This is a genomic window from Streptococcus sp. FSL E2-3494 (assembly GCF_038007085.1).
Classification (GTDB): Bacteria; Bacillota; Bacilli; order Lactobacillales; family Streptococcaceae; genus Streptococcus; species Streptococcus thermophilus.
On the sequence record NZ_JBBOWN010000003.1, the window covers coordinates 179,151 to 199,902 of the forward strand.

The window sequence follows — 20,752 nt, forward strand, 5'->3', positions numbered from 1 at the left end:
AGATGTTGGTTTAAATAAACACGGGACTCATTTCTTAGGAAAAAGATAAGTCCCCTACCCCTAGCACACTTTGGAGTGCATTGTCGACTTTCTATTTTTCTACAGAAATGTTTGGCTTAGCCAAAACGTCTCTTAGTGTCTTGTTAATTGAACACGCCCTAAGCCTTGTGTAAAAAAGATAAATACTCTTTGGAGCCATCGCTCCGTCATCGTATTTCCTATTTTTGCTTTAGGTTTTAGACGGGCTTTGTATCGTGTTTTTAAGGAGTATTTTGATATCGTGAATAACGTAAAATATGATGTGAATGATATGCCTAAAGTTGGTTTATTGGTGGGTTTGTCATTCCAGCACTTGTTTGCAATGTTTGGTGCGACGGTTCTTGTACCGATTTTGGTTGGGATTAATCCCGCTATTGCTCTTTTCTCATCTGGTTTGGGAACTTTGGCTCACTTGACGGTGACTAAGTACAAGATTCCAGCTTACATGGGGTCTAGTTTTGCCTATATTGCGGCTATGCAAATGCTTATGAAGACTGACGGTATCGGAGCGGTGGCTCAAGGTGCCATGGCTGGAGGTTTGGTCTACTTGATTGTTGCCTTGGTTGTTAAGTATGTGGGGAATGCTTGGATTGATAGAGTCCTACCGCCAATTGTGGTTGGTCCAATTATCATCGTAATCGGTTTGAGTCTTGCGGCAAATGCAGTCAAGGATGCGACAATGGTTAATGATACCTATAGTATCTTTAGTCTTGTGATTTCTATGGTAACTCTCTTTTCCGTCATCCTCTTTAATATGTATGGTAAGAAAATCATCGGTGTTATCCCAATTTTACTTGGTTTAATCGTGGGTTACATTTTCTCAGTGGTTCTTGGTTGGTTAACGGGCCATGAGTTTGTCCAATTTTCAAAAGTTGCGGCTGCTCATTGGTTCCAAGTTCCAAGTTTTGACATTCCGTTTGTGAATTATGACTTCAAACTCTATCCAAGTGCGATTTTGACAATGGCTCCGATTGCCTTTGTGACAATGACCGAACACTTTGGGCATGTTATGGTTTTGAATAGTTTAACTGGACGTGATTACTTTAAAGATCCAGGTCTTGATCGTACTCTAACAGGTGATGGTTTGGCACAGATTATCGCTGGTTTCTTTGGAGCTCCGCCAGTAACTTCTTATGGTGAAAATATTGGAGTTATGGCCCTCAGTAAGGTCTACTCAGTTTACGTTATTGCGGGTGCAGCAGTGATTGCGGTCTTGATGAGTTTTATTGGTAAGGTGTCTGCTCTCTTGAGTTCCATACCAACAGCTGTTTTGGGTGGAATTTCAATTGCCCTCTTTGGGGTTATCGCTGCTAGCGGTTTGAAAATTTTAGTTGAACATAAGATTGATTTTGATAATAAAAAGAATCTCTTGATTGCTAGTGTTATCTTGGTATCTGGTATCGGTGGTTTGATGATTGATCTTGGTGGTTTTCAAATCACGGGTGTGGCAAGCTCAACCATTCTTGGAATATTGCTTTATCAAATCTTGCCAGATCCTAATAAAGGTAGCAAGAACTAATCAATCATTAAAAAAGGAAAAACTATGGCGATTGCAGATGGGAAAGTGTCACTAAAACATTTGGTGACTATGGAAACCCTCACGAATGAAGAGGTCTTGGGCATGATTCGTCGAGGTGGAGATTTTAAAAACGGTAGAGCTGATTTCCAGCTGGATCGACAGTATTTCGCTGCCAATCTCTTTTTTGAAAATTCAACACGAACACATAAGTCCTTTGAAGTAGCTGAGAAAAAACTTGGATTGGACGTGATTGAGTTTGATGCTGGGACTAGCTCAGTAAATAAGGGTGAAACCCTCTATGATACGATTTTGACGATGTCTGCTTTGGGTGTTGATATCTGTGTGGTTCGCCACTCGGAAGTCGATTACTACAAGCAGTTGATTGACAGTAGGACTATTCAGACTTCTATTGTTAATGGTGGTGACGGTTCTGGGCAACACCCAAGTCAGTGTTTGCTTGATTTGATGACAATTTATGAAGAGTTCGGAACTTTTGGAAATCTAAAGATTTGTATTGCAGGCGATATTACGCATTCGCGTGTAGCTAAGTCAAATATGCGAATTCTCAAGCGTTTGGGAGCACAGATTTATTTTGCTGGCCCTACAGAGTGGTATTCAAGTGAGTTTGATGTTTATGGTCAGCATGTGGCCATTGACGACGTCATTGAGGACTTGAATGTACTCATGTTGCTTCGTGTTCAGCACGAACGTCATAGGAATGACAAAGGATTTTCAAAAGAAGAGTACCATACTCTCTATGGTTTGACTGAAGAACGTTATGCCAAGTTAGCAGATCAAGCAATCATTATGCACCCAGCTCCGGTTAATCGTGATGTGGAAATTGCTGATAGCTTGGTTGAGGCACCTAAGGCACGTATCGTTACTCAGATGCAAAATGGAGTCTTTGTCCGTATGGCGATTATCGAAGCTATTTTAAATGGCAAAGCGTAAACAACGTTAACAGATTCCTGAGAGAATCAGACGAAAAAGAACACGCCCTAAGCCTTGTGCAAACGAATTACTTTTTGGCTCAGCTGCATTATTGTTGTTTGCTTTAGACTTGAGACGGGCCTTGTTCTAAGTGAAAGGAACAATTTACTATAATGGCAAAACGTTTACTTATTTTAGAAGACGGCACTATTTTTGAAGGTCAAGCCTTCGGTGCTGATGTGCATGTGACGGGTGAAATCGTCTTTAATACTGGTATGACGGGTTATCAAGAATCTATCACTGACCAGTCTTACAACGGTCAAATTTTGACTTTTACTTATCCACTGGTTGGAAACTATGGGGTTAACCGTGATGACTATGAGTCAATCACGCCAACAACTAAGGGAGTGGTTGTTTCAGAGGCTAGCCGTCGTGCCAGCAATTGGCGTAACCAAATGACCTTGGATGAGTTTTTGAAAGCTAAAAACATCCCGGGTGTTTCTGGTATTGATACACGTGCTTTGACTAAGATTATCCGTCAACATGGTACCATGAAGGCGACTTTGGCTAAACCTGGAGACAGCATTGAGCACTTGCAAGATCAATTGCGTGCCACTGTTTTGCCAACCAACAATATTGAGCAGGTATCGACTAAGACAGCCTACCCAGCACCTGGTGTTGGTAAAAATATTGTTTTGGTTGACTTTGGTCTGAAGCACTCAATCTTACGTGAATTCTCAAAACGTGATTGTAATGTGACGGTTGTTCCTCATGACATCACAGCTGAAGAAATTCTCCATCTCAATCCAGATGGTGTGATGTTATCTAATGGTCCAGGTAACCCTGAAGATGTGCCTCATGCACTTGATATGATTCGTGGCATCCAAGGCAAAATACCAATTTTTGGTATTTGTATGGGTCACCAGTTGTTTAGTTTGGCGAATGGTGCCAAGGCCTACAAGATGAAGTTTGGTCACCGTGGATTTAACCATGCGGTTCGTGAAATTGCGACTGGTCGTGTTGATTTCACCAGCCAAAACCATGGTTATGCCATTGACCGTGACACACTTCCAGAGTGCCTCATGGTAACGCACGAAGAGATTAATGATAAATCAGTTGAAGGTGTTCGTCACCGTGATTTCCCTGCCTTCTCAGTGCAATTCCACCCAGATGCAGCGCCTGGTCCACACGATGCGAGCTATCTCTTTGATGAGTTCTTAGAATTGATTGATGCTTTCCAAGCTGAAAATGCACGTCGTTAATTGCAACTGTCTAGTAACTATAATGGGGTGTGACCCTTGTTTTCCCCAGTCTACTACCTTATTTAATGACAACCAGAGAGTTGTCAAATAGAAAGGAGAATTAAGGACTTGTATTCAGTTAAAGAGACTAATTAAACTGTATTGTTTTCAATTTTAGTGATGCTTGCTTTGATTACAAGGAGTTACAGATTCCTTATCAAGTTAAAAGCGTCATGTTAAAAATATTATCTTAAACTGAACACGGACGGAAAGCTCGGAATTTAGAACAATCGTTTTGGATGCTGGCATCCTGCAACGATTGCCTAAAATCCTAGCGCTTTCTGGTCGTCCTTTGTATCTTAAATATGCCTAAACGTTCTGATATTAAAAAAATTATGGTTATCGGGTCTGGTCCTATTATCATTGGTCAGGCTGCTGAGTTCGACTACGCTGGTACGCAAGCTTGCTTGGCTTTGAAAGAAGAAGGCTACAGTGTTGTTCTTGTTAACTCTAACCCTGCGACTATCATGACTGATAAGGAAATCGCAGACAAGGTTTACATTGAACCTATTACGCTTGAGTTTGTCACACGTATTCTTCGTAAAGAGCGTCCTGATGCCCTCTTGCCAACACTTGGTGGACAGACTGGTTTGAATATGGCCATGGAATTGTCAAAAGCTGGTATTCTTGATGAGCTTGGAGTAGAGCTTTTGGGAACAAAATTGTCTGCCATTGACCAAGCCGAAGACCGTGACCTTTTCAAACAATTGATGGAAGAGTTGGAACAACCAATTCCAGAATCAGAAATTGTAAATACGGTTGAAGAAGCAGTTGCCTTTGCGACAGAGATTGGCTACCCAGTTATCGTTCGTCCAGCCTTTACCCTTGGTGGTACTGGTGGTGGTATGTGTGCTAACGAAGAAGAACTCCGTGAAATCGCTGAAAATGGATTGAAATTGTCACCAGTAACCCAATGTTTGATTGAGCGTTCGATCGCTGGTTTCAAAGAAATCGAATACGAAGTTATGCGTGATGCCGAAGACAATGCTCTTGTGGTATGTAACATGGAAAACTTTGACCCAGTTGGTATCCACACAGGGGACTCAATCGTATTTGCCCCAACGCAAACCTTATCAGATATTGAAAACCAAATGCTTCGTGATGCCAGCTTGAAGATTATCCGTGCCCTTAAAATTGAGGGTGGCTGTAACGTCCAGTTGGCGCTTGACCCACATAGCTTCAAGTACTATGTTATCGAAGTAAACCCTCGTGTATCACGTTCATCAGCCCTTGCCTCAAAGGCCACTGGTTATCCAATCGCTAAATTGGCGGCTAAGATTGCTGTTGGTTTGACACTTGATGAAATGATTAACCCAGTCACTGGTACAACTTATGCCATGTTTGAACCAGCCCTTGACTATGTGGTTGCTAAGATTCCACGTTTCCCATTTGATAAATTTGAACACGGTGAACGTCGTCTCGGTACTCAGATGAAAGCGACAGGTGAAGTTATGGCTATCGGTCGTAACATTGAAGAGTCACTTCTTAAAGCATGCCGTTCACTTGAAATCGGAGTTTACCACAATGAAATGTCTGAGCTTGCCGAAGTAACAGACGATGCCTTGGTTGAAAAAGTTGTTAAAGCTCAAGACGACCGCCTCTTCTATATTTCTGAGGCCATTCGTCGTGGTTACACTATTGAAGAATTATCAGAGTTGACTAAGATTGATATCTTTTTCCTTGATAAATTGCTCCACATCTTCGAATTGGAACAAGAATTGGCTACTCACGTAGGCGATGTTGATGTTTTGAAAGAAGCTAAACGTAACGGTTTCTCTGATCGTAAGATTGCTGATCTTTGGAATCAAACAGCTAACCAAGTACGTGCGACACGTTTGGAAAATAACATTGTTCCTGTTTATAAGATGGTTGATACTTGTGCGGCTGAGTTTGAATCATCAACACCATATTTTTACTCAACTTACGAGTGGGAAAATGAGTCAATCAAATCTGATAAAGAATCGGTCATCGTTCTTGGTTCAGGTCCTATCCGTATCGGACAAGGGGTTGAGTTCGACTATGCGACAGTTCACTCTGTAAAAGCTATCCAAGCTGCTGGCTACGAAGCCATCATCATGAACTCTAACCCTGAGACAGTTTCAACAGACTTCTCAGTGTCAGACAAACTCTACTTTGAACCATTGACCTTCGAAGACGTGATGAACGTTATTGAATTGGAACAACCTAAGGGTGTGGTGGTTCAGTTTGGTGGACAAACAGCCATCAACTTGGCAGAGCCATTGTCTAAAGCAGGTGTGAAAATCTTGGGTACACAGGTTGCTGACCTTGACCGTGCAGAAGACCGTGACCTCTTCGAGCAGGCTCTTAAAGATCTTGACATTCCACAACCACCAGGACAAACAGCGACAAATGAAGAAGAAGCAGTTGAAGCGGCTCGTAAGATTGGTTTCCCAGTTCTTGTTCGTCCATCATACGTTTTGGGTGGACGTGCTATGGAAATCGTTGAAAATGAAGATGACCTTCGTTCTTACATGCGCACAGCCGTTAAGGCTAGTCCAGACCACCCAGTCCTTGTTGATAGCTATATCATCGGACGTGAGTGTGAAGTGGATGCCATCTCTGATGGTAAGGATGTCTTAATTCCAGGTATTATGGAACACATCGAACGTGCGGGGGTTCACTCAGGGGACTCAATGGCGGTTTACCCACCACAAACTCTTTCTAAGAAAATCCAAGAGACTATCGCTGATTACACGAAACGTTTGGCTATCGGTCTTAACTGTATCGGTATGATGAACATCCAGTTCGTTATTAAGGACGAAACAGTCTATGTTATCGAGGTTAACCCACGTGCCAGCCGTACAGTACCATTCTTGTCTAAGGTGACTGATATCCCAATGGCTCAAGTTGCTACAAACTTGATTCTTGGTAAATCATTGGCTGAGCAAGGTTACAAAGATGGTCTTTATCCAGAAAGTAACCATGTCCATGTCAAAGCACCAGTCTTTTCATTCACAAAATTGGCTCAGGTAGATAGTCTCCTTGGACCTGAAATGAAATCAACTGGTGAAGTTATGGGTACAGATGTGACTCTTGAAAAAGCGCTCTATAAAGCCTTTGAAGCATCTTACCTCCACTTGCCAACCTTTGGTAACGTCATCTTTACTATTCATGACGATACCAAAGAAGAAGCCCTTGACTTGGCTCGTCGTTTCGATGCTATCGGTTATGGTATCTACGCAACTGAAGGAACAGCTAAGTTCTTGAATGAACACGGGGTTCACGCAACGCTTGTTAACAAGTTGGGTGAAAACGATGACAATGACATTCCAGCCCTCGTTCGTACAGGTAAAGCACAAGCTATTATCAATACAGTTGGTAACAAACGTACTTATGACGAAGATGGAGCAGCTATCCGTAGTTCAGCTATTGAAGCAGGAATTCCACTCTTCACAGCCCTTGATACAGCAGATGCTATGGTGCGTGTGCTTGAAAGCCGCAGCTTTACAACAGAAGCTATCTAAACACAATTTTGAGTCTCAGCTTTTCTGGGGCTTTTTTCTTATACGAATGTAAGCTAAGAAGTTAAAAATGAAAGCTTAGGCTATAGTTTTGTTTCCTAAGATTCTGCTATACTAGAAACATGATTATTACGACATCTTTACGTGAAAACGAGTCCTTAATTGCACGTGCTCAAGAATTAGCTAGCGAACTAGGAGCTGACTATCAGCCACGACGCAAGTTGTCTTTATCCAAATGTCTGGAACGATTTGGCCCCTTTTATCTTCTATATAAGGACAGATTGTCTTTTGTCAATGCAGATGCCAGTGAGTTGATCTTTCATCCAGATACGGCTGTCCTTCGGCTTAAGGCTCCACATGATGCTTTAATTAGTCTTTTGGGGCAATCTCCCAAGTCTATTCTTGACACGACCATGGGGTTGGCTTCAGATAGTCTAGTGATGGCAGCAGTGGGAAATAGGGTGACAGCCCTTGAGAGTCAAGAAGTGATTTTTCAGGTGGTTTCTCGTGGTCTGGCAACTTATCAGACGGATAATAAGCAGATTGAAAAGGCCATGCAGTCTATTAAGGCTGTTAAGAGTGATAGTTTAACCTTTTTAAAATCTCAGACTGATCATTCTTTTGATATTATCTATGCTGATCCTATGTTTTCAGAGACCATAAAGGAATCAGAAAATCTAAATGCTATCAAACCTCTGGCCAATGGCAGTCGCTTAACGCGAGAATGGCTCGATGAGGCTAAACGTGTTGGCCGAGAACGAATTATCATCAAGGCACATTTTCGTGACTCTGTTTTTGAGGAACTTGGTTTTGAACGTCAGGTTCGTCCCAATCAAAAGTTGCACTATGGTGTGATGGAACTCATTGACACAGAATATTAAAAACATCACAATTTCTATATCTATAGAACACAATCAGAATGAGAGACTTATGTGAAAGAAAATCAGTCCAAAGTTATTTAAAAATCAAAAAGAGTTTGGATTATTGAAGGTAAAAAAGGAACAACTTGCCTAGTCCGCTCTTCTAATTGGTATGGTGAGGGCAGAATCGGAACAGTACGTTTATTTTGACAATACTATTGGACGAAATGCATCTGTGACAGTCTATGTTGGTGAGAAAATTAGTGTTGCTCAGCAATTGATCCAATATGACAGCACATCAGCCTAAGCAGCCTATGATACAGATAGTCGTGCTTATAATATGGCAAGATCGTGACTGCAATTTTTTCCAACAGTATGGAACAGCTCCTTTGGTTTCAACGCAAACAAATAGTGGTTCGTATGAGGATGATTCAACGCCTACAGTCAGACCTCAACAGCGTCAGCAAACTGAGGCAAGTAATTACCAAACCTTGCAAGATTATAATGATGCCGTTGCTAATGCAGCATCAGATCTAGAAAAGGCGCAAGATGTCCTCAACCAAACCATCATTGTTTCAGATGTTAATGGAACAGTCGTAGAGGTTGCGGACTCTGTGGGCCCTATTTCAAAAGAGAGCTAAACTCTAGTTCGTGTGCAAGTGAAGGCCAATTTGAGATTCAAGGGACCTTAACAGAATATGACATTCCAAATATTTCAGTAGGTCAAAAGGTCAAGATTGCTTCCAAAGTATACCCAGATCAAACTTGGACAGGTAAAGTCAGCTACGTTTCCAATTATCCTAAGCAAAATGCCAGTCAGTCAGATGGGACATCTGGCAATTCAGGTCAGTCAGGTTCCCAGTATGAATATAAGGTTCAATTGACTAGCTCCATCGGCAAACTTAAGCAAGGTTTTAATGTATATCTTGAAGTGACAAATGATGATGTCTTGTTGGTTCCTGTAACTGCTGTGAGCAAGAAAGGAACTGACAACTATGTCTGGCTTTACGATGATGAGACTCAGAAAATCAAGCAAGTTAGGGTCAAACTTGGTAATGCCGATGCCAAGCAACAAAAAATTGCATCAGGGCTGAAAGAAGTTCAAAAAAGTTATTACCAAGGCTGAAAAATCCTTTAAGGATGGAGAGACACTAAAGGCTGAGGAGCTAGATCCTGCTTATGCAGATTTGGCAAAACCTACCAAACTGGTTAAATAAGTTTGGCTAGAGCAAGTGGCCAAGCAGACGCCAGGTATCGATAGTAATTTTGTGACCAACAACCTAACGTCCTCTATCTCCCTCCAAAAAAACTGTGAAGAATGTTAATATCACAGGTGCCAGTCAGGGTTACTTTAAAGCTAAAAAGTTAGGGATGCTGGCAGGACGTTCCTTGCAAGACAATGATTACAAAAACTTTTCGCGTGTCATTGTCATTGATCAGATGGTAGTTAAAAAATTCTTTGAGACCAATGAGGATGCCCTTAATCAAGTAGTTACTGTTGGTAACAATGATTGTCGTGTGATTGGTGTCTATAAGAAACACTGACACAGCGATTGGTTCCTCTGGTGAAATTGGGACAGCTCTTGTGGCCAATATCTAGTTAGCAGCTGAGAATAATACTGATCCTAATGGTCAGATTTGTTTCCATGTGACCGATGTGAAAAATAGTAGCAGTGTCGCTAAGGATGTCGCTAAACGCTTGACCCACTTGTCCCAAGGTGACAATAGAGAGTACAAGTCAGCAGATATGAGTTCAGCCTTAGATCAGGTCAACACGATTATTGGGATCATTACCACTGTTGTCGGTGATATTTCTGCGATCTCATTATTAGTTGGTGTGATTAGTGTTATGAATATCATGTTGGTTTCAGTAACTGAGTGGACACAAGAGATTGGTCTTCGTAACGTTTTAGGCGCCACATGTCATAAAATCTTGACTCGTTTTTGATTGAATCGATGGTCCTTACCATCCTGGATGGCCTGATTGGTCTAGGTTTTGCGGCCCTTGTAGTTGGAACAATTGGGAATGCAATGGATCTTAAAGAGACGGTCTCTCTTGGCGTAGCCATGGGAAGAATAGGCTTCTCAGCAGGCGTAGGAATCCTGCCGGCAAATAAGGCATCAAAACTCGATCCTTTCGAAGCTCTTAGATATGATTAGAAAAGACCTCTTGAATCTTTGGATTTTTAGAGGCTTTATGATGTTCAAAAAAGATAGAGAAAAAATCCAAAAAAGTTGTATTTTTCTCTTGACGTCTGATTCAGGTAATGGTATTCTATATAAGGTTTGAAAAAAACTGACCTAAGACAGTTGGGGAGCTAGACTCGTAAACATCCAACCGAGGCACAAAACGTAACTATTTTTTTGTGACGTATTGTACTTTCGTGTCTAGGTTTAGGTACGGTTTTTTTGTGCCTAGCCCAAAAATAAAAACGGAGGTAAAACTACTAATGAGTGAAGCTATTATTGCTAAGAAAGCTGAACAAGTTGCTATTGTCGCTGATAAAATGAAAGCAGCAGCATCTATCGTTGTTGTTGACTCTCGTGGACTTACAGTTGACCAAGATACAGTTCTTCGTCGTAATCTTCGTGAATCAGGCGTTGAATTTAAAGTTATCAAAAACTCTATCTTGAGCCGTGCAGCTGAAAAAGCAGGTCTTGAAGACCTTAAAAAACTTTTCGTTGGTCCATCTGCAGTAGCATTCTCAAACGAAGATGTTATCGCACCAGCAAAAGTTATTAGCGAATTTGCTAAAGACGCAGAAGCTCTTGAAATCAAAGGTGGTGTTGTTGACGGCGCGTTCACTTCAGTCGAAGAAATCAACGCTCTTGCATCACTTCCAAACAAAGAAGGTATGCTTTCTATGCTCCTTTCTGTACTTCAAGCGCCAGTGCGCAACGTTGCATACGCTGTCAAAGCGGTTGCAGAAAGCAAAGAAGACGGTGCTGCATAAGCCCATCTTTACAACTCGTAGCCTAAGCTACGTTTAAAACACTATATTAAAAAACACATTTGGAGGAAATCACAATGGCATTGAACATTGAAAACATTATTGCTGAAATTAAAGAAGCTTCAATCCTTGAATTGAACGACCTTGTAAAAGCTATCGAAGAAGAGTTTGGCGTAACTGCTGCTGCTCCTGTAGCTGCTGCTGCAGATGGTGCTGCTGACGCTGGTGCTGCTAAAGATTCATTCGACGTTGAATTGACATCTGCAGGCGACAAAAAAGTTGGCGTTATCAAAGTTGTACGTGAAATCACAGGCGAAGGTCTTAAAGAAGCTAAAGCTATCGTTGACGGTGCACCATCGGTTATTAAAGAAGGTGTTTCTGCAGCTGAAGCTGAAGAAATCAAAGCTAAACTTGAAGAAGCTGGAGCTTCAGTTACTCTTAAATAATAGAGTATCGCAATTTGATTGCGGAAGCCTATCAAATCAAGGTTTTAGAATTGCTTAGAGCGATAAAAAATCGGGGGAATGTTATTATTCCCCACCAACCCCCCCAAGATTTAATCTTGGTGGGGTTTGTTTATAAGGCTCTTTGTCAACTGTAGTGGGTAGATTAAAAGCTAACACCTAGAGAGGACGAACTTCGTCCTCTCTTTCTTTATGTTCAATGCAATCAAAATCCGTTTTTTAAAGTTTTCAAAGTTCCTGAAACCAAAGGCATTTCTCTTAATGACTTTGATGAGATTATTGGTAGCTTCCAGTTTGGCGTTGGAATAAGGCAATTCCATGGCGTTTAAAACCTTGTCTTTATCCTTTAAAAATGTCTTAAATACCGTCTGGAAAATAGGATTAACAGTGGCTATTTCCTGTTCGATGAGACTGAAGAAATGATCTGAGTTTTTCTCTTGGAAATGGAACAAGAGAAATTGATAGAGTTCATAGTGCTGTCTGAGTTCATCTGAGTAGGATAGGAGTTTTTCTAGGATTTCCTTGTTAGTCAAATGCATTCGAAACATAGGACGATAAAATCGTTTATCGCTGAGTTTACGGCTATCTTGTTGTATCAATTTCCAGTAACGTTTCAAGGCTCGGTATTCCTGCGATTTTCTGTCGAATTGATTCATAATTTGAATACGGACACGGTTCATAGCACGACTAAGGTGTTGCACGATATGAAAGCGATCGAGTACAATTTTTGCATTCGGAAAAAGCTGTTTAGCAAGTTGATAATAGGGACTAAACATATCCATGTTAAATCACTTTGACCCGATTTCTAACCTTTCTAGGATAGCGTAGAAAGTGGTTTCGGATGGTTGTTGCTTGAGTTCTTCCGTCGAGAATGGCGATGACATTTAGGGAGTCGAAATCTTGAGCGATGAAGCTCATTTTCCCCTTATTGAAGGCATACTCGTCCCAACTCATCACCTCAGGTAGGGTATTCCAATCCGTTTCAAACTTGAACTCATTTAGCTTTCTCATAACTGACGATGTTGAAATTGATAGCCTGTGTGTAATATGTTTCATTGCTTGATTTTCGATGAGTAATTGTGCGATTTTCTGGTTAACAGCGACAGAGATTTGGTGGTTCTTCTTGACAAGAGGAGTTTCAGCGACCGCCATTTTTCCGCAATCTTTACACTTGAAACGACGCTTTCGAAGACGGATAAGTAAAGGGTAGTCAGCAGTTTCTAAGTAGGGGATTTTAGAAGTTTTCTGGTAGTCGTACTTAGCCATTTGTCCCTTGCATTTTGGGCATTTAGGGGCTGTGTGATCCAAGTGACCGTGGAGTTCTAAGTGAGTTCCCATATCATATTCATCAGTGATAGTGATATTTTTGTCTTTAATTCTGAGAAAATTTGTGATAAGATTTAGTTGTTCCATATGAGTCTTTCTAAAATGATAGTTTGAGCACTTTTTATTATAGGTCATATGGGACTTTTTGTATATACTCAAAAAGGCTCCATAATTTCCATGGTGGATTTACCCACTACAGAAATTATAGAGCCAAGGTTCCTAAGCTGCTGTTTTTGTTTCTAGTAATTTATATTCAATGAAGATGCGGTTTCGGAAATTAGAAAAGTTGCGATAGCCATGGGCTGTCCGCTTGATGATCTTGATTTTATTATTAATCCCTTCCACTAATCCGTTTGAATAGTCTAGCTCAGTGCGTTTACAATAGCTATTTCGGATTGGCGGAATGTCTTCAAAGCTTGGTCCATCTTGGCAGAAAGCCCCCGTTGTTTCTCATGAATGAAGGACCGAAACAAATTCGGTTTCCGGTGCGTAACCGTAAAGACGATTGTTTGGTAGGCATTATAATTCAGGCGGAGACTCTCGTCCAAAGAAAGAATATAATCGATGATCCCTCGTTCCGTCACCGTTCCCTTGAAAAGTCTATGATCACGGTATTCTGTGCCATTCAACAGTTCTTCTTTTTTCAGAATCAATTTCCAATCTCTGTTAAAGAGAGAATGGATCAACAGGTTCAAAATTAGAGACTATCAACAGGCAAACCGCCTTTTTTTTGAATATATCGAGGCTTTTTACAATACAAAGAGAATTCACGGTTACTGCGGATATATGTCACCCAATGATTTTGAATCTTTATATGAAAAAACAAAAGATAGCAGATTACAATTAGCCGGCTAATTTGAGGACTTTTTTCTCATTTTAATTTGTACTAAATCTTGACATAGGACCACTAGTATGTTAAGATGATTATAGAATTGAAAGGAGTCTTATTTTGATTACGAAAAATGAGAATGGATTTGGTTGGGGGAGTCTGCTGTTGGCAGTGCTGTTCTTTATTGCAGGCTGGACCGCCCTCAACAATCCGCTGACCACTTTGATTGCTATGGGGCTTATGTATGGGATTACTGCCATCGTACAGGGGGGTTCAATCCTGATGTACTACTTTGAGCTGAAAAAGGTGCTGCCCGGTTATCCTTGGTACTTGATCCTGATTGGCGTATTGGACTTGCTGGTTGGCCTTTATCTGGTGTTCAATCCGGCTGTCAGTGTGACGTTCCTGCCGATGTTGTTTGTGATTTGGTTCCTCATCGACTCCATCATGAACATTTTCCTGGCCTTCCGCTTGAAGGATAGCCAGAGGAGCTGGTTCTGGGTGCGACTCACCTTGGGCATCCTGGGGGTCGTGATCGGGTTTGCCTTGGCGGCGAACTTGTTAGCCGCCATCATTTCCGTCACCTACTTGATCGCGTTCTACTTCTTCACCGGCGCCATCATCAAGCTGATTGACGCGTTTGTCTAGTTGGCTTCTTCGGCTCTTTGTCAACTGTAGTGGGTAGATTAAAAGCTAACACCTAGAGAGGACGAACTTCGTCCTCTCTTTCTTTATGTTCAATGCAATCAAAATCCGTTTTTTAAAGTTTTCAAAGTTCCTGAAACCAAAGGCATTTCTCTTAATGACTTTGATGAGATTATTGGTAGCTTCCAGTTTGGCGTTGGAATAAGGCAATTCCATGGCGTTTAAAACCTTGTCCTTATCCTTTAAAAATGTCTTAAATACCGTCTGGAAAATAGGATTAACAGTGGCTATTTCCTGTTCGATGAGACTGAAGAAATGATCTGAGTTTTTCTCTTGGAAATGGAACAAGAGAAATTGATAGAGTTCATAGTGCTGTCTGAGTTCATCTGAGTAGGATAGGAGTTTTTCTAGGATTTCCTTGTTAGTCAAATGCATTCGAAACATAGGACGATAAAATCGTTTATCGCTGAGTTTACGGCTATCTTGTTGTATCAATTTCCAGTAACGTTTCAAGGCTCGGTATTCCTGCGATTTTCTGTCGAATTGATTCATAATTTGAATACGAACACGGTTCATAGCGCGACTAAGGTGTTGCACGATATGAAAGCGATCGAGTACAATTTTTGCATTCGGAAAAAGCTGTTTAGCAAGTTGATAATAGGGACTAAACATATCCATGTTAAATCACTTTGACCCGATTTCTAACCTTTCTAGGATAGCGTAGAAAGTGGTTTCGGATGGTTGTTGCTTGAGTTCTTCCGTCGAGAATGGCGATGACATTTAGGGAGTCGAAATCTTGAGCGATGAAGCTCATTTTCCCCTTATTGAAGGCATACTCGTCCCAACTCATCACCTCAGGTAGGGTATTCCAATCCGTTTCAAACTTGAACTCATTTAGCTTTCTCATAACTGACGATGTTGAAATTGATAGCCTGTGTGTAATATGTTTCATTGCTTGATTTTCGATGAGTAATTGTGCGATTTTCTGGTTAACAGCGACAGAGATTTGGTGGTTCTTCTTGACAAGAGGAGTTTCAGCGACCGCCATTTTTCCGCAATCTTTACACTTGAAACGACGCTTTCGAAGACGGATAAGTAAAGGGTAGTCAGCAGTTTCTAAGTAGGGGATTTTAGAAGTTTTCTGGTAGTCGTACTTAGCCATTTGTCCCTTGCATTTTGGGCATTTAGGGGCTGTGTGATCCAAGTGACCGTGGAGTTCTAAGTGAGTTCCCATATCATATTCATCAGTGATAGTGATATTTTTGTCTTTAATTCTGAGAAAATTTGTGATAAGATTTAGTTGTTCCATATGAGTCTTTCTAAAATGATAGTTTGAGCACTTTTTATTATAGGTCATATGGGACTTTTTGTATATACTCAAAAAGGCTCCATAATTTCCATGGTGGATTTACCCACTACAGAAATTATAGAGCCGTTTATAACCATCAAGGATTAGATTGCGAAGTAAACTAATTTGCAACAATGAAAAGAGGAAATCAGTGTATTTCTGCCACTTCTTTTTATATGATAGTTTTGTCATTGTCAATTAAAAGTATCAAAGAGAAGATTCTGAAATAATTATTTTTCTTCATCAAACTGAATTATAAATATTGTCTTGTGTTAAAATAATCATAAATAATGCTTAGATAAAATCCTAACTTTTATTATAGTTATAGGAGGGTGATAGAGTGGAATTAAGTTATCGTGGTAGTGGTTCTGTCCTGGTCAAGCATTTTTGTAACACCATTGACTAAATAAAATTATTTCAATCGTTTTTCTAGAGGTGTTAGGTGGTTATTATAAGAATGAGGTCTAATTTGATTATACCAAACATAGGCAAAGTCGTTTATAGCTTGGTCCAGTTCCTCGATGGTATCATACCGATGTTGATAGACTTCTTCAGCTTTTAATGTATTGTAATAACGTTCCATTGGAGCATTATCATACGGAGTACCCGCACGACTCATACTTTGAGAAATGCCCAATGATGAACAAAATCTCGTAAATTCTAGTGAGGTGAATTGTACACCTAGATCTGAATGAAGTATCAGTTTAGATGGATTACAATGCTGAGCATGAATTGCTTTATTAAGGGTTAGTTAATAATATATTCCTTAGTCATAATTATATTTTTGCTGATTTTTAGTCATAAATTAAATTACTTCTCCAGGATTGTCATTTTACCGTCAATTATCTGATAAACTTTGTCTGCCATATCTTTTAACCTTAAGTCATGAGTAACTACAATAATAATTTTATTTCTTTTGTGCGCTAAATCTCTGAGTAACTCGATTACTTTCATGGATCTATCTGTATCTAATGCGGCTGTGGGTTCATCTGCTAAAATATAGTCAGCATCAGTGTATAATGCTCTAGCAATTGCCACACGCTGCTTTTGTCCACCAGAAAGTTGATTAGGATATTTTTTTAGCAGTTCTAAAAGTCCTAAATCAGAAAGAAGCTCATGCAATTTTTGTTCAGTCAAATTTTGTTTTTTTAGTTTATCTACGAATTTAAACTGTTCTTCGACCGTTAAAAATGGGACTAAGTTATAAGATTGTAAAATAAATCCTATTTTTTCCAATCTTAATTTTGTTTGTTGTTTTTTGGACAAACTGTTAATTGTACTGTCATTTATTTTTACGTCACCATTAGTTGGTGTCTGTAGTCCGCCTGCTATAGTCAAAAATGTAGTTTTTCCTGATCCTGATGGCCCTACAACTAAAATAAGCTGACCGCTTTCTGCTTCGAAATTAATATTTTCTAGTGCTACGTACTTACTACCCCCCTCACCAAAAATTTTTGTGACTGAGTCGAAAATGAGATTTGACATGAAATTAACCTCCAATAATTTTGTAAGGATCAACTTTGGCAATTTGGCGAATTGGTATCAACGCACCCAACAAGGACATAATAATAATACCGATTCCAGTTACAATAATATTACTTTTATCGATGACAATGGGTACCTCGCTGGGTAACGTAATAGCTGTTATTTCACCTAATATAATGGCTATAATAACGCCAATAACTGACATAATAAATGATTGAAATAACGTACTCAAAACAAGATATTGCGTTGAGACTCCTTGCGCCTTCAAGACACCTAAGTTAGGTAATTTTTGAACGGTCAGAATATACAAGAAAATTGAAATAACAATTAGAATAATAATATACAAAAAACCAATCATGAAGTTGAATGTGAGTTGTTGTGCACTATATCCGGGTAATTTATTAATAAATGAGTCAATGCTTAACTGAATAGTCCCTTTTGGTATTTTTGAATTATTTAACGTATTCTTGAATACCACAGCATTTGTTACACCTTTATTCAGTGATTGAATAGTGTCTGGTGAAATATAAACCACGGGAAGAGCACTTAAAGTTGCCCTGGGTGTAAAACCTGTAATTTTAATCCTCAATGATGAATTAGCAACTAACAAGTGGTCACCGATTTTGAATCCATCACGTTTGAATTTATCCGATACGACGCCGGCATTGTTTCGGACATTTTTACTACCACTTGTTATTTTCAATTTTTTAAATATGAACGATTTGGAATCAAGAGCTACTAATTGAGTATTCTCTTTTAATCCATTTTCTGATTTTACAAGTGTACTATACTGTGAAATTCTGGTACCATTATTGGGTAAACTAGCAACCTGATCCTGTGAAAGAAAAGATTGTTGTAAACGTCCTTCAGAATCACTATTTAAGACAATACTTGAAGCATCCCACTCGTTAATTGCCGCTTTGTTTAGGTTAGCTAAACCAGTGGCTAAACCAGTAAGAATAATCAAAAGATAACTTACTAAAAATATAAGTGCCACTATTAGGCTATAACGCAATTTTTCATGTAGCATCTCTTTAATAGCTAAAAACATAATAATCTCCTGTCATTAATTCTATTTATTATTAGTGTATCACTTAATGTGTTGAAAAGGTTTTTAATAGTACTAGTAATTTTTATTGGGGTGTCACATATACTCTTTTTGATAAATCAACGAAGTTATTTTTCATTAATTTTGTGCTGATTTACTATTTTGGAATGAGAAAGAATTTGGCTTTTAAGGAAGTAGTTAGGAGAAACAGTTTTAAAACATATATTTGGGATGTGTTTTTCATTTTATCTCTAATTGTGGTAATATATATATTATCAAATAATATTAGAATTATTATATAACAATAGGGGCAAATCAATGAATTACGTTATTTTTACTTATTCTATTATTTTATTGCTTTCAACTTACTTTGGACATAAGAAGAAGCTGGGAGTATCAACTGTTTCAGTGGTCTTAGTTTTTATTTTATGTTTCTCAGCGTTGTTTGGATTATCTTATTCGAATATTGTTCTAAAGCTATTGATATCAATGATTTTGTTATTAATTTCGGTTAGCTTTTTCTCTGATAGAAAGAAAAGTGGAAAGAAAATTAATTATACTCACCATTGTATCCGCCTTCTTATTCATTTATTAATGATTGGGTGTCTATTCTTATGGTTTTAAAAATTTATGAATGTCATTTTATCTTTTTTCTTTACCTATAAAAAACAATCAAGTAGGAATATTATAAAATGACAATTATTATTTGTGGCAAACTAAACTTTAAATTTTGCCCCGAATTGGCCACACTTTTAAAAGAACCAATAGGAACAATGAAGATTTCTTGCTATATAATGAGTTTGGATAAAACCTTATATTTGGCGTTTTTAGATACATTGGGAATCTTGATGCATAAATTGGCTATGCTCAGCAAGCTAAGCTTTTTAATGTTCGTCCGTCTTGAATGTGTAGTCGAACAATTTTTTGTCGTGTTTCGTCTGGATAGTGTTTCATGTTATGTCTCCTATTCTAATGAATAGTTTAACTTATTAGGTAGGAGAGTGTTACAAATTTACTATACCAGAACATACATACCAACAGTTACACCAGTAACACCAGAAGGAACACCTGCAGAATCTGAAGGACCTAAAGGACAACCACAAACAGGGACACCAGTCTTCATCCTAGGAAATCCAAATGTACCAATTGATGAAACTGTTAAACGAACATTTGACGATGGAACAACTGAGAAGAAAGTACCAGACGAAGGTATATATACAATCGATGAAAACAGTAAAGTAACCTTCACACCAGAACCTGACTTCGTAGGTAAAGCAACAGGAGTAACAGTTAAACGTGTAGGTAAGAACGGAATGCCAGTAACAGCTACTTACACACCAAAAGTTCATCCTGATACTTCATTCGTTGATAAAGAGGGTAACTCACTTTCACCAACAGAAGATGGAACTAAACCTACTAAAGATATCCCAGGATACAAGATTGTTAAAACTGAAGTAGACGAAAAAGGAAATACAAGACATATCTATGAAAAAGTCATAACAACTTACAAAGATAAAGATGGCAATGTAATTCCAGGAACAACTACTAAGGAAGGTACAACTCCTAAGAAAGATATTCCAGGTTACCGCTTTGTAGAAACTAAGACACTTCCAAACGGAGATACAGAGCACGTCTACGAAAAAGTTAAGGCAAGTTATAAGGATAAAGATGGTAACGAAATTCCAAACTATCCAACAGAAGACGGCGAACAACCTAAGAAAGATATCCCAGGCTACCGCTTTGTAGAAACTAAGACCCTTCCAAATGGCGACATCGAACACGTTTATGAGAAAGTTTCAACACCAGCTCCAACAACCTTCACCTTTTCCTCAACCAACTCCAGGTAAGCAAAGTACAACTACTTGGGCTGATGACAATGGAAATCCATTGAAACCAACTGAACCAGGCTCTAAAGAACCGGGAACAGTTTCAGGTTACGAATATGTGAAGACTGTGACTGATCCAAATGGAAATATCAAACATATCTTCAAAAATGTTGAAATGCCGACTCCAAGACCGGTTGAACCAAGTCAACCAGCAACACCAAAAGATGTTGAAGGTCAAAAAGAGTTGCCAAATACAGGTACAGAAGACAATGCTAGCCTAGCAGCACTTGGACTTCTTGGAGTATTGAGTGGATTTGGTCTTGTAGCTCGTAAGAAGGAAGATTAATTAAATCTTTCTGATAAACGAATATAATAGAAAACCAATGATGTAAAAATCATTGGTTTTTTGAAATTTACAAATGTTTTCTGAAAATGAGTTGGCTAACTTTTTATAAAATGGTAAAAATTATTTTAATATTACAAAAAAATGTAGATACTTAAAAACAAAAATATAATTACTACTATAAATAATTTTTGAAAAATAAAATTTAGTTATTATAGTCTAAATTTTAAATGGAAAATTGGTAGTGTAAAATAAGTTGTGTAAACACAAAAAGGAATAAATCCGTTATAGTAGAGTTGCAAAACATTACTAGAAAGAGATTTATTCCTATGACTCAGTTTACCACAGAACTACTT

The 20,752-nt window shown here is 39.0% G+C and carries 21 protein-coding genes, 3 pseudogenes and 1 other annotated feature; of the genes and pseudogenes, 17 read left to right on the forward strand and 7 right to left on the reverse strand.

Going from position 1 to position 20,752, the window contains the following annotated elements:
- The first annotated feature begins 280 nt into the window (after positions 1–280).
- The 13 genes from NST05_RS10575 (at position 281) to rplL (ending at position 11,528) form a co-directional block, all read left to right on the forward strand.
- The gene (locus NST05_RS10575) at positions 281–1,558 is read left to right on the forward strand and encodes a uracil-xanthine permease family protein (protein WP_084828566.1); all 1,278 of its coding nucleotides are present in this window, start codon (positions 281–283) and stop codon (positions 1,556–1,558) included.
- Positions 1,559–1,582: 24 nt separating this feature from the next.
- Positions 1,583–2,509: an aspartate carbamoyltransferase catalytic subunit gene (locus NST05_RS10580; RefSeq protein WP_002947266.1), complete on the forward strand. Its 927-nt coding sequence runs from the start codon at positions 1,583–1,585 to the stop codon at positions 2,507–2,509.
- Positions 2,510–2,661: 152 nt separating this feature from the next.
- Positions 2,662–3,750, forward strand: a complete 1,089-nt coding sequence (locus NST05_RS10585; RefSeq protein ID WP_065972989.1) for a carbamoyl phosphate synthase small subunit — start codon at positions 2,662–2,664, stop codon at positions 3,748–3,750.
- Positions 3,751–4,094: 344 nt separating this feature from the next.
- On the forward strand, positions 4,095–7,274 hold the full coding sequence (gene carB, locus NST05_RS10590) for a carbamoyl-phosphate synthase large subunit (RefSeq protein WP_002947270.1): 3,180 nt from the start codon (positions 4,095–4,097) through the stop codon (positions 7,272–7,274).
- 119 nt (positions 7,275–7,393) lie between these two features.
- The gene (locus tag NST05_RS10595) at positions 7,394–8,152 is read left to right on the forward strand and encodes a class I SAM-dependent methyltransferase (RefSeq protein WP_084828567.1); all 759 of its coding nucleotides are present in this window, start codon (positions 7,394–7,396) and stop codon (positions 8,150–8,152) included.
- 151 nt (positions 8,153–8,303) lie between these two features.
- Positions 8,304–8,438, forward strand: a complete 135-nt coding sequence (locus tag NST05_RS10600) for a hypothetical protein (RefSeq protein ID WP_024009779.1) — start codon at positions 8,304–8,306, stop codon at positions 8,436–8,438.
- The gene (locus NST05_RS10605; RefSeq protein ID WP_340743037.1) at positions 8,419–8,772 is read left to right on the forward strand and encodes a hypothetical protein; all 354 of its coding nucleotides are present in this window, start codon (positions 8,419–8,421) and stop codon (positions 8,770–8,772) included. The genes NST05_RS10600 and NST05_RS10605 overlap by 20 nt, the downstream gene beginning before the upstream one ends.
- Before the next feature lie 239 nt (positions 8,773–9,011).
- A complete protein-coding gene (locus tag NST05_RS10610) occupies positions 9,012–9,257 on the forward strand; it encodes an ABC transporter substrate-binding protein (RefSeq protein ID WP_014621265.1) in 246 nt (81 codons plus the stop codon).
- 185 nt (positions 9,258–9,442) lie between these two features.
- On the forward strand, positions 9,443–9,676 hold the full coding sequence (locus NST05_RS10615; protein WP_014621266.1) for an ABC transporter permease: 234 nt from the start codon (positions 9,443–9,445) through the stop codon (positions 9,674–9,676).
- Between the two features lie 112 nt (positions 9,677–9,788).
- Entirely contained in the window at positions 9,789–10,079 is a 291-nt protein-coding gene (locus NST05_RS10620) for an ABC transporter permease (RefSeq protein ID WP_041828996.1), read from the forward strand.
- On the forward strand, positions 10,076–10,291 hold the full coding sequence (locus NST05_RS10625; RefSeq protein ID WP_011225634.1) for an ABC transporter permease: 216 nt from the start codon (positions 10,076–10,078) through the stop codon (positions 10,289–10,291). Before NST05_RS10620 ends, NST05_RS10625 begins: the two co-directional genes overlap by 4 nt.
- Positions 10,292–10,413: 122 nt before the next feature.
- Positions 10,414–10,550: a sequence feature (ribosomal protein L10 leader region), on the forward strand.
- 31 nt (positions 10,551–10,581) lie between these two features.
- A complete protein-coding gene (gene rplJ, locus NST05_RS10630) occupies positions 10,582–11,085 on the forward strand; it encodes a 50S ribosomal protein L10 (RefSeq protein ID WP_014621268.1) in 504 nt (167 codons plus the stop codon).
- Positions 11,086–11,159: 74 nt separating this feature from the next.
- Positions 11,160–11,528 carry a 50S ribosomal protein L7/L12 gene (gene rplL / locus NST05_RS10635; RefSeq protein ID WP_011680864.1) on the forward strand — a complete coding sequence of 123 codons (369 nt, stop codon included), beginning with the start codon at positions 11,160–11,162 and terminating at the stop codon, positions 11,526–11,528.
- Positions 11,529–11,698: 170 nt separating this feature from the next.
- Here the strand turns inward: rplL and NST05_RS10640 are convergent.
- The 3 genes and pseudogenes from NST05_RS10640 to NST05_RS10650 all read right to left on the reverse strand — a co-directional run bounded on the left by NST05_RS10640 (position 11,699) and on the right by NST05_RS10650 (position 13,567).
- Positions 11,699–12,959, reverse strand: a protein-coding gene (locus NST05_RS10640) for an ISL3 family transposase (RefSeq protein ID WP_340743038.1) whose coding sequence is annotated in 2 segments (ribosomal slippage) — positions 11,699–12,331 and positions 12,333–12,959 — 1,260 coding nt in all. Because the reading frame shifts where the segments join, the coding sequence is not laid out codon by codon here.
- A 132-nt stretch (positions 12,960–13,091) separates the two neighbouring features.
- Positions 13,092–13,235, reverse strand: a pseudogene (locus NST05_RS10645) (transposase); the annotation flags it as partial.
- Complete coding sequence (locus tag NST05_RS10650; RefSeq protein WP_340743039.1) at positions 13,235–13,567, reverse strand: hypothetical protein; 333 nt, start codon at positions 13,565–13,567, stop codon at positions 13,235–13,237. The gene NST05_RS10650 and the pseudogene NST05_RS10645, both read right to left, overlap by 1 nt.
- Here NST05_RS10650 and NST05_RS11125 point away from each other — a divergent pair.
- Positions 13,491–13,727, forward strand: coding sequence for an IS3 family transposase (locus NST05_RS11125; protein WP_084826233.1), 237 nt, complete (start codon positions 13,491–13,493; stop codon positions 13,725–13,727). The genes NST05_RS10650 and NST05_RS11125 overlap by 77 nt on opposite strands.
- Positions 13,728–13,821: 94 nt before the next feature.
- Positions 13,822–14,349: an HdeD family acid-resistance protein gene (locus NST05_RS10655; RefSeq protein WP_157795374.1), complete on the forward strand. Its 528-nt coding sequence runs from the start codon at positions 13,822–13,824 to the stop codon at positions 14,347–14,349.
- Positions 14,350–14,394: 45 nt separating this feature from the next.
- Here the strand turns inward: NST05_RS10655 and NST05_RS10660 are convergent.
- From NST05_RS10660 to NST05_RS10675, 4 genes and pseudogenes are all read right to left on the reverse strand, one after another.
- Positions 14,395–15,655 (reverse strand): ISL3 family transposase gene (locus tag NST05_RS10660; protein ID WP_340743038.1). Its coding sequence is split into 2 segments (ribosomal slippage): positions 14,395–15,027 and positions 15,029–15,655, totalling 1,260 coding nucleotides; the frame shifts between segments, so codons are not numbered across the junction.
- Positions 15,656–16,106: 451 nt separating this feature from the next.
- A pseudogene (locus NST05_RS10665) lies at positions 16,107–16,442 on the reverse strand (integrase core domain-containing protein); the annotation flags it as partial.
- Between the two features lie 62 nt (positions 16,443–16,504).
- A complete protein-coding gene (locus tag NST05_RS10670; protein WP_084828513.1) occupies positions 16,505–17,179 on the reverse strand; it encodes an ABC transporter ATP-binding protein in 675 nt (224 codons plus the stop codon).
- A 4-nt stretch (positions 17,180–17,183) separates the two neighbouring features.
- Complete coding sequence (locus NST05_RS10675; protein WP_038694561.1) at positions 17,184–18,230, reverse strand: FtsX-like permease family protein; 1,047 nt, start codon at positions 18,228–18,230, stop codon at positions 17,184–17,186.
- Positions 18,231–18,919: 689 nt separating this feature from the next.
- On the opposite strand from NST05_RS10675, the gene NST05_RS10680 reads away from it, so the two are divergent.
- Together NST05_RS10680 and NST05_RS10685 are read left to right on the forward strand one after the other, a co-directional pair.
- Positions 18,920–19,207 carry a hypothetical protein gene (locus NST05_RS10680; protein WP_011680866.1) on the forward strand — a complete coding sequence of 96 codons (288 nt, stop codon included), beginning with the start codon at positions 18,920–18,922 and terminating at the stop codon, positions 19,205–19,207.
- 39 nt (positions 19,208–19,246) lie between these two features.
- Positions 19,247–20,399: pseudogene (locus NST05_RS10685) on the forward strand (MucBP domain-containing protein); the annotation flags it as partial.
- Positions 20,400–20,752: the final 353 nt, after the last annotated feature.

What these genes read in the sequence shown, in the direction of transcription:
- NST05_RS10580 (WP_002947266.1), top strand. Translation starts at nt 1,583, where the DNA reads ATGGCGATTGCAGATGGGAAAGTGTCACTAAAACATTTGGTGACTATG.
- NST05_RS10585 (WP_065972989.1), top strand. Translation starts at nt 2,662, where the DNA reads ATGGCAAAACGTTTACTTATTTTAGAAGACGGCACTATTTTTGAAGGT.
- carB (WP_002947270.1), top strand. Translation starts at nt 4,095, where the DNA reads ATGCCTAAACGTTCTGATATTAAAAAAATTATGGTTATCGGGTCTGGT.
- NST05_RS10595 (WP_084828567.1), top strand. Translation starts at nt 7,394, where the DNA reads ATGATTATTACGACATCTTTACGTGAAAACGAGTCCTTAATTGCACGT.
- NST05_RS10600 (WP_024009779.1), top strand. Translation starts at nt 8,304, where the DNA reads ATGGTGAGGGCAGAATCGGAACAGTACGTTTATTTTGACAATACTATT.
- NST05_RS10605 (WP_340743037.1), top strand. Translation starts at nt 8,419, where the DNA reads ATGACAGCACATCAGCCTAAGCAGCCTATGATACAGATAGTCGTGCTT.
- rplJ (WP_014621268.1), top strand. Translation starts at nt 10,582, where the DNA reads ATGAGTGAAGCTATTATTGCTAAGAAAGCTGAACAAGTTGCTATTGTC.
- rplL (WP_011680864.1), top strand. Translation starts at nt 11,160, where the DNA reads ATGGCATTGAACATTGAAAACATTATTGCTGAAATTAAAGAAGCTTCA.
- NST05_RS10670 (WP_084828513.1), bottom strand. Translation starts at nt 17,179, where the DNA reads ATGTCAAATCTCATTTTCGACTCAGTCACAAAAATTTTTGGTGAGGGG.
- NST05_RS10675 (WP_038694561.1), bottom strand. Translation starts at nt 18,230, where the DNA reads ATGTTTTTAGCTATTAAAGAGATGCTACATGAAAAATTGCGTTATAGC.
- NST05_RS10680 (WP_011680866.1), top strand. Translation starts at nt 18,920, where the DNA reads ATGACAATTATTATTTGTGGCAAACTAAACTTTAAATTTTGCCCCGAA.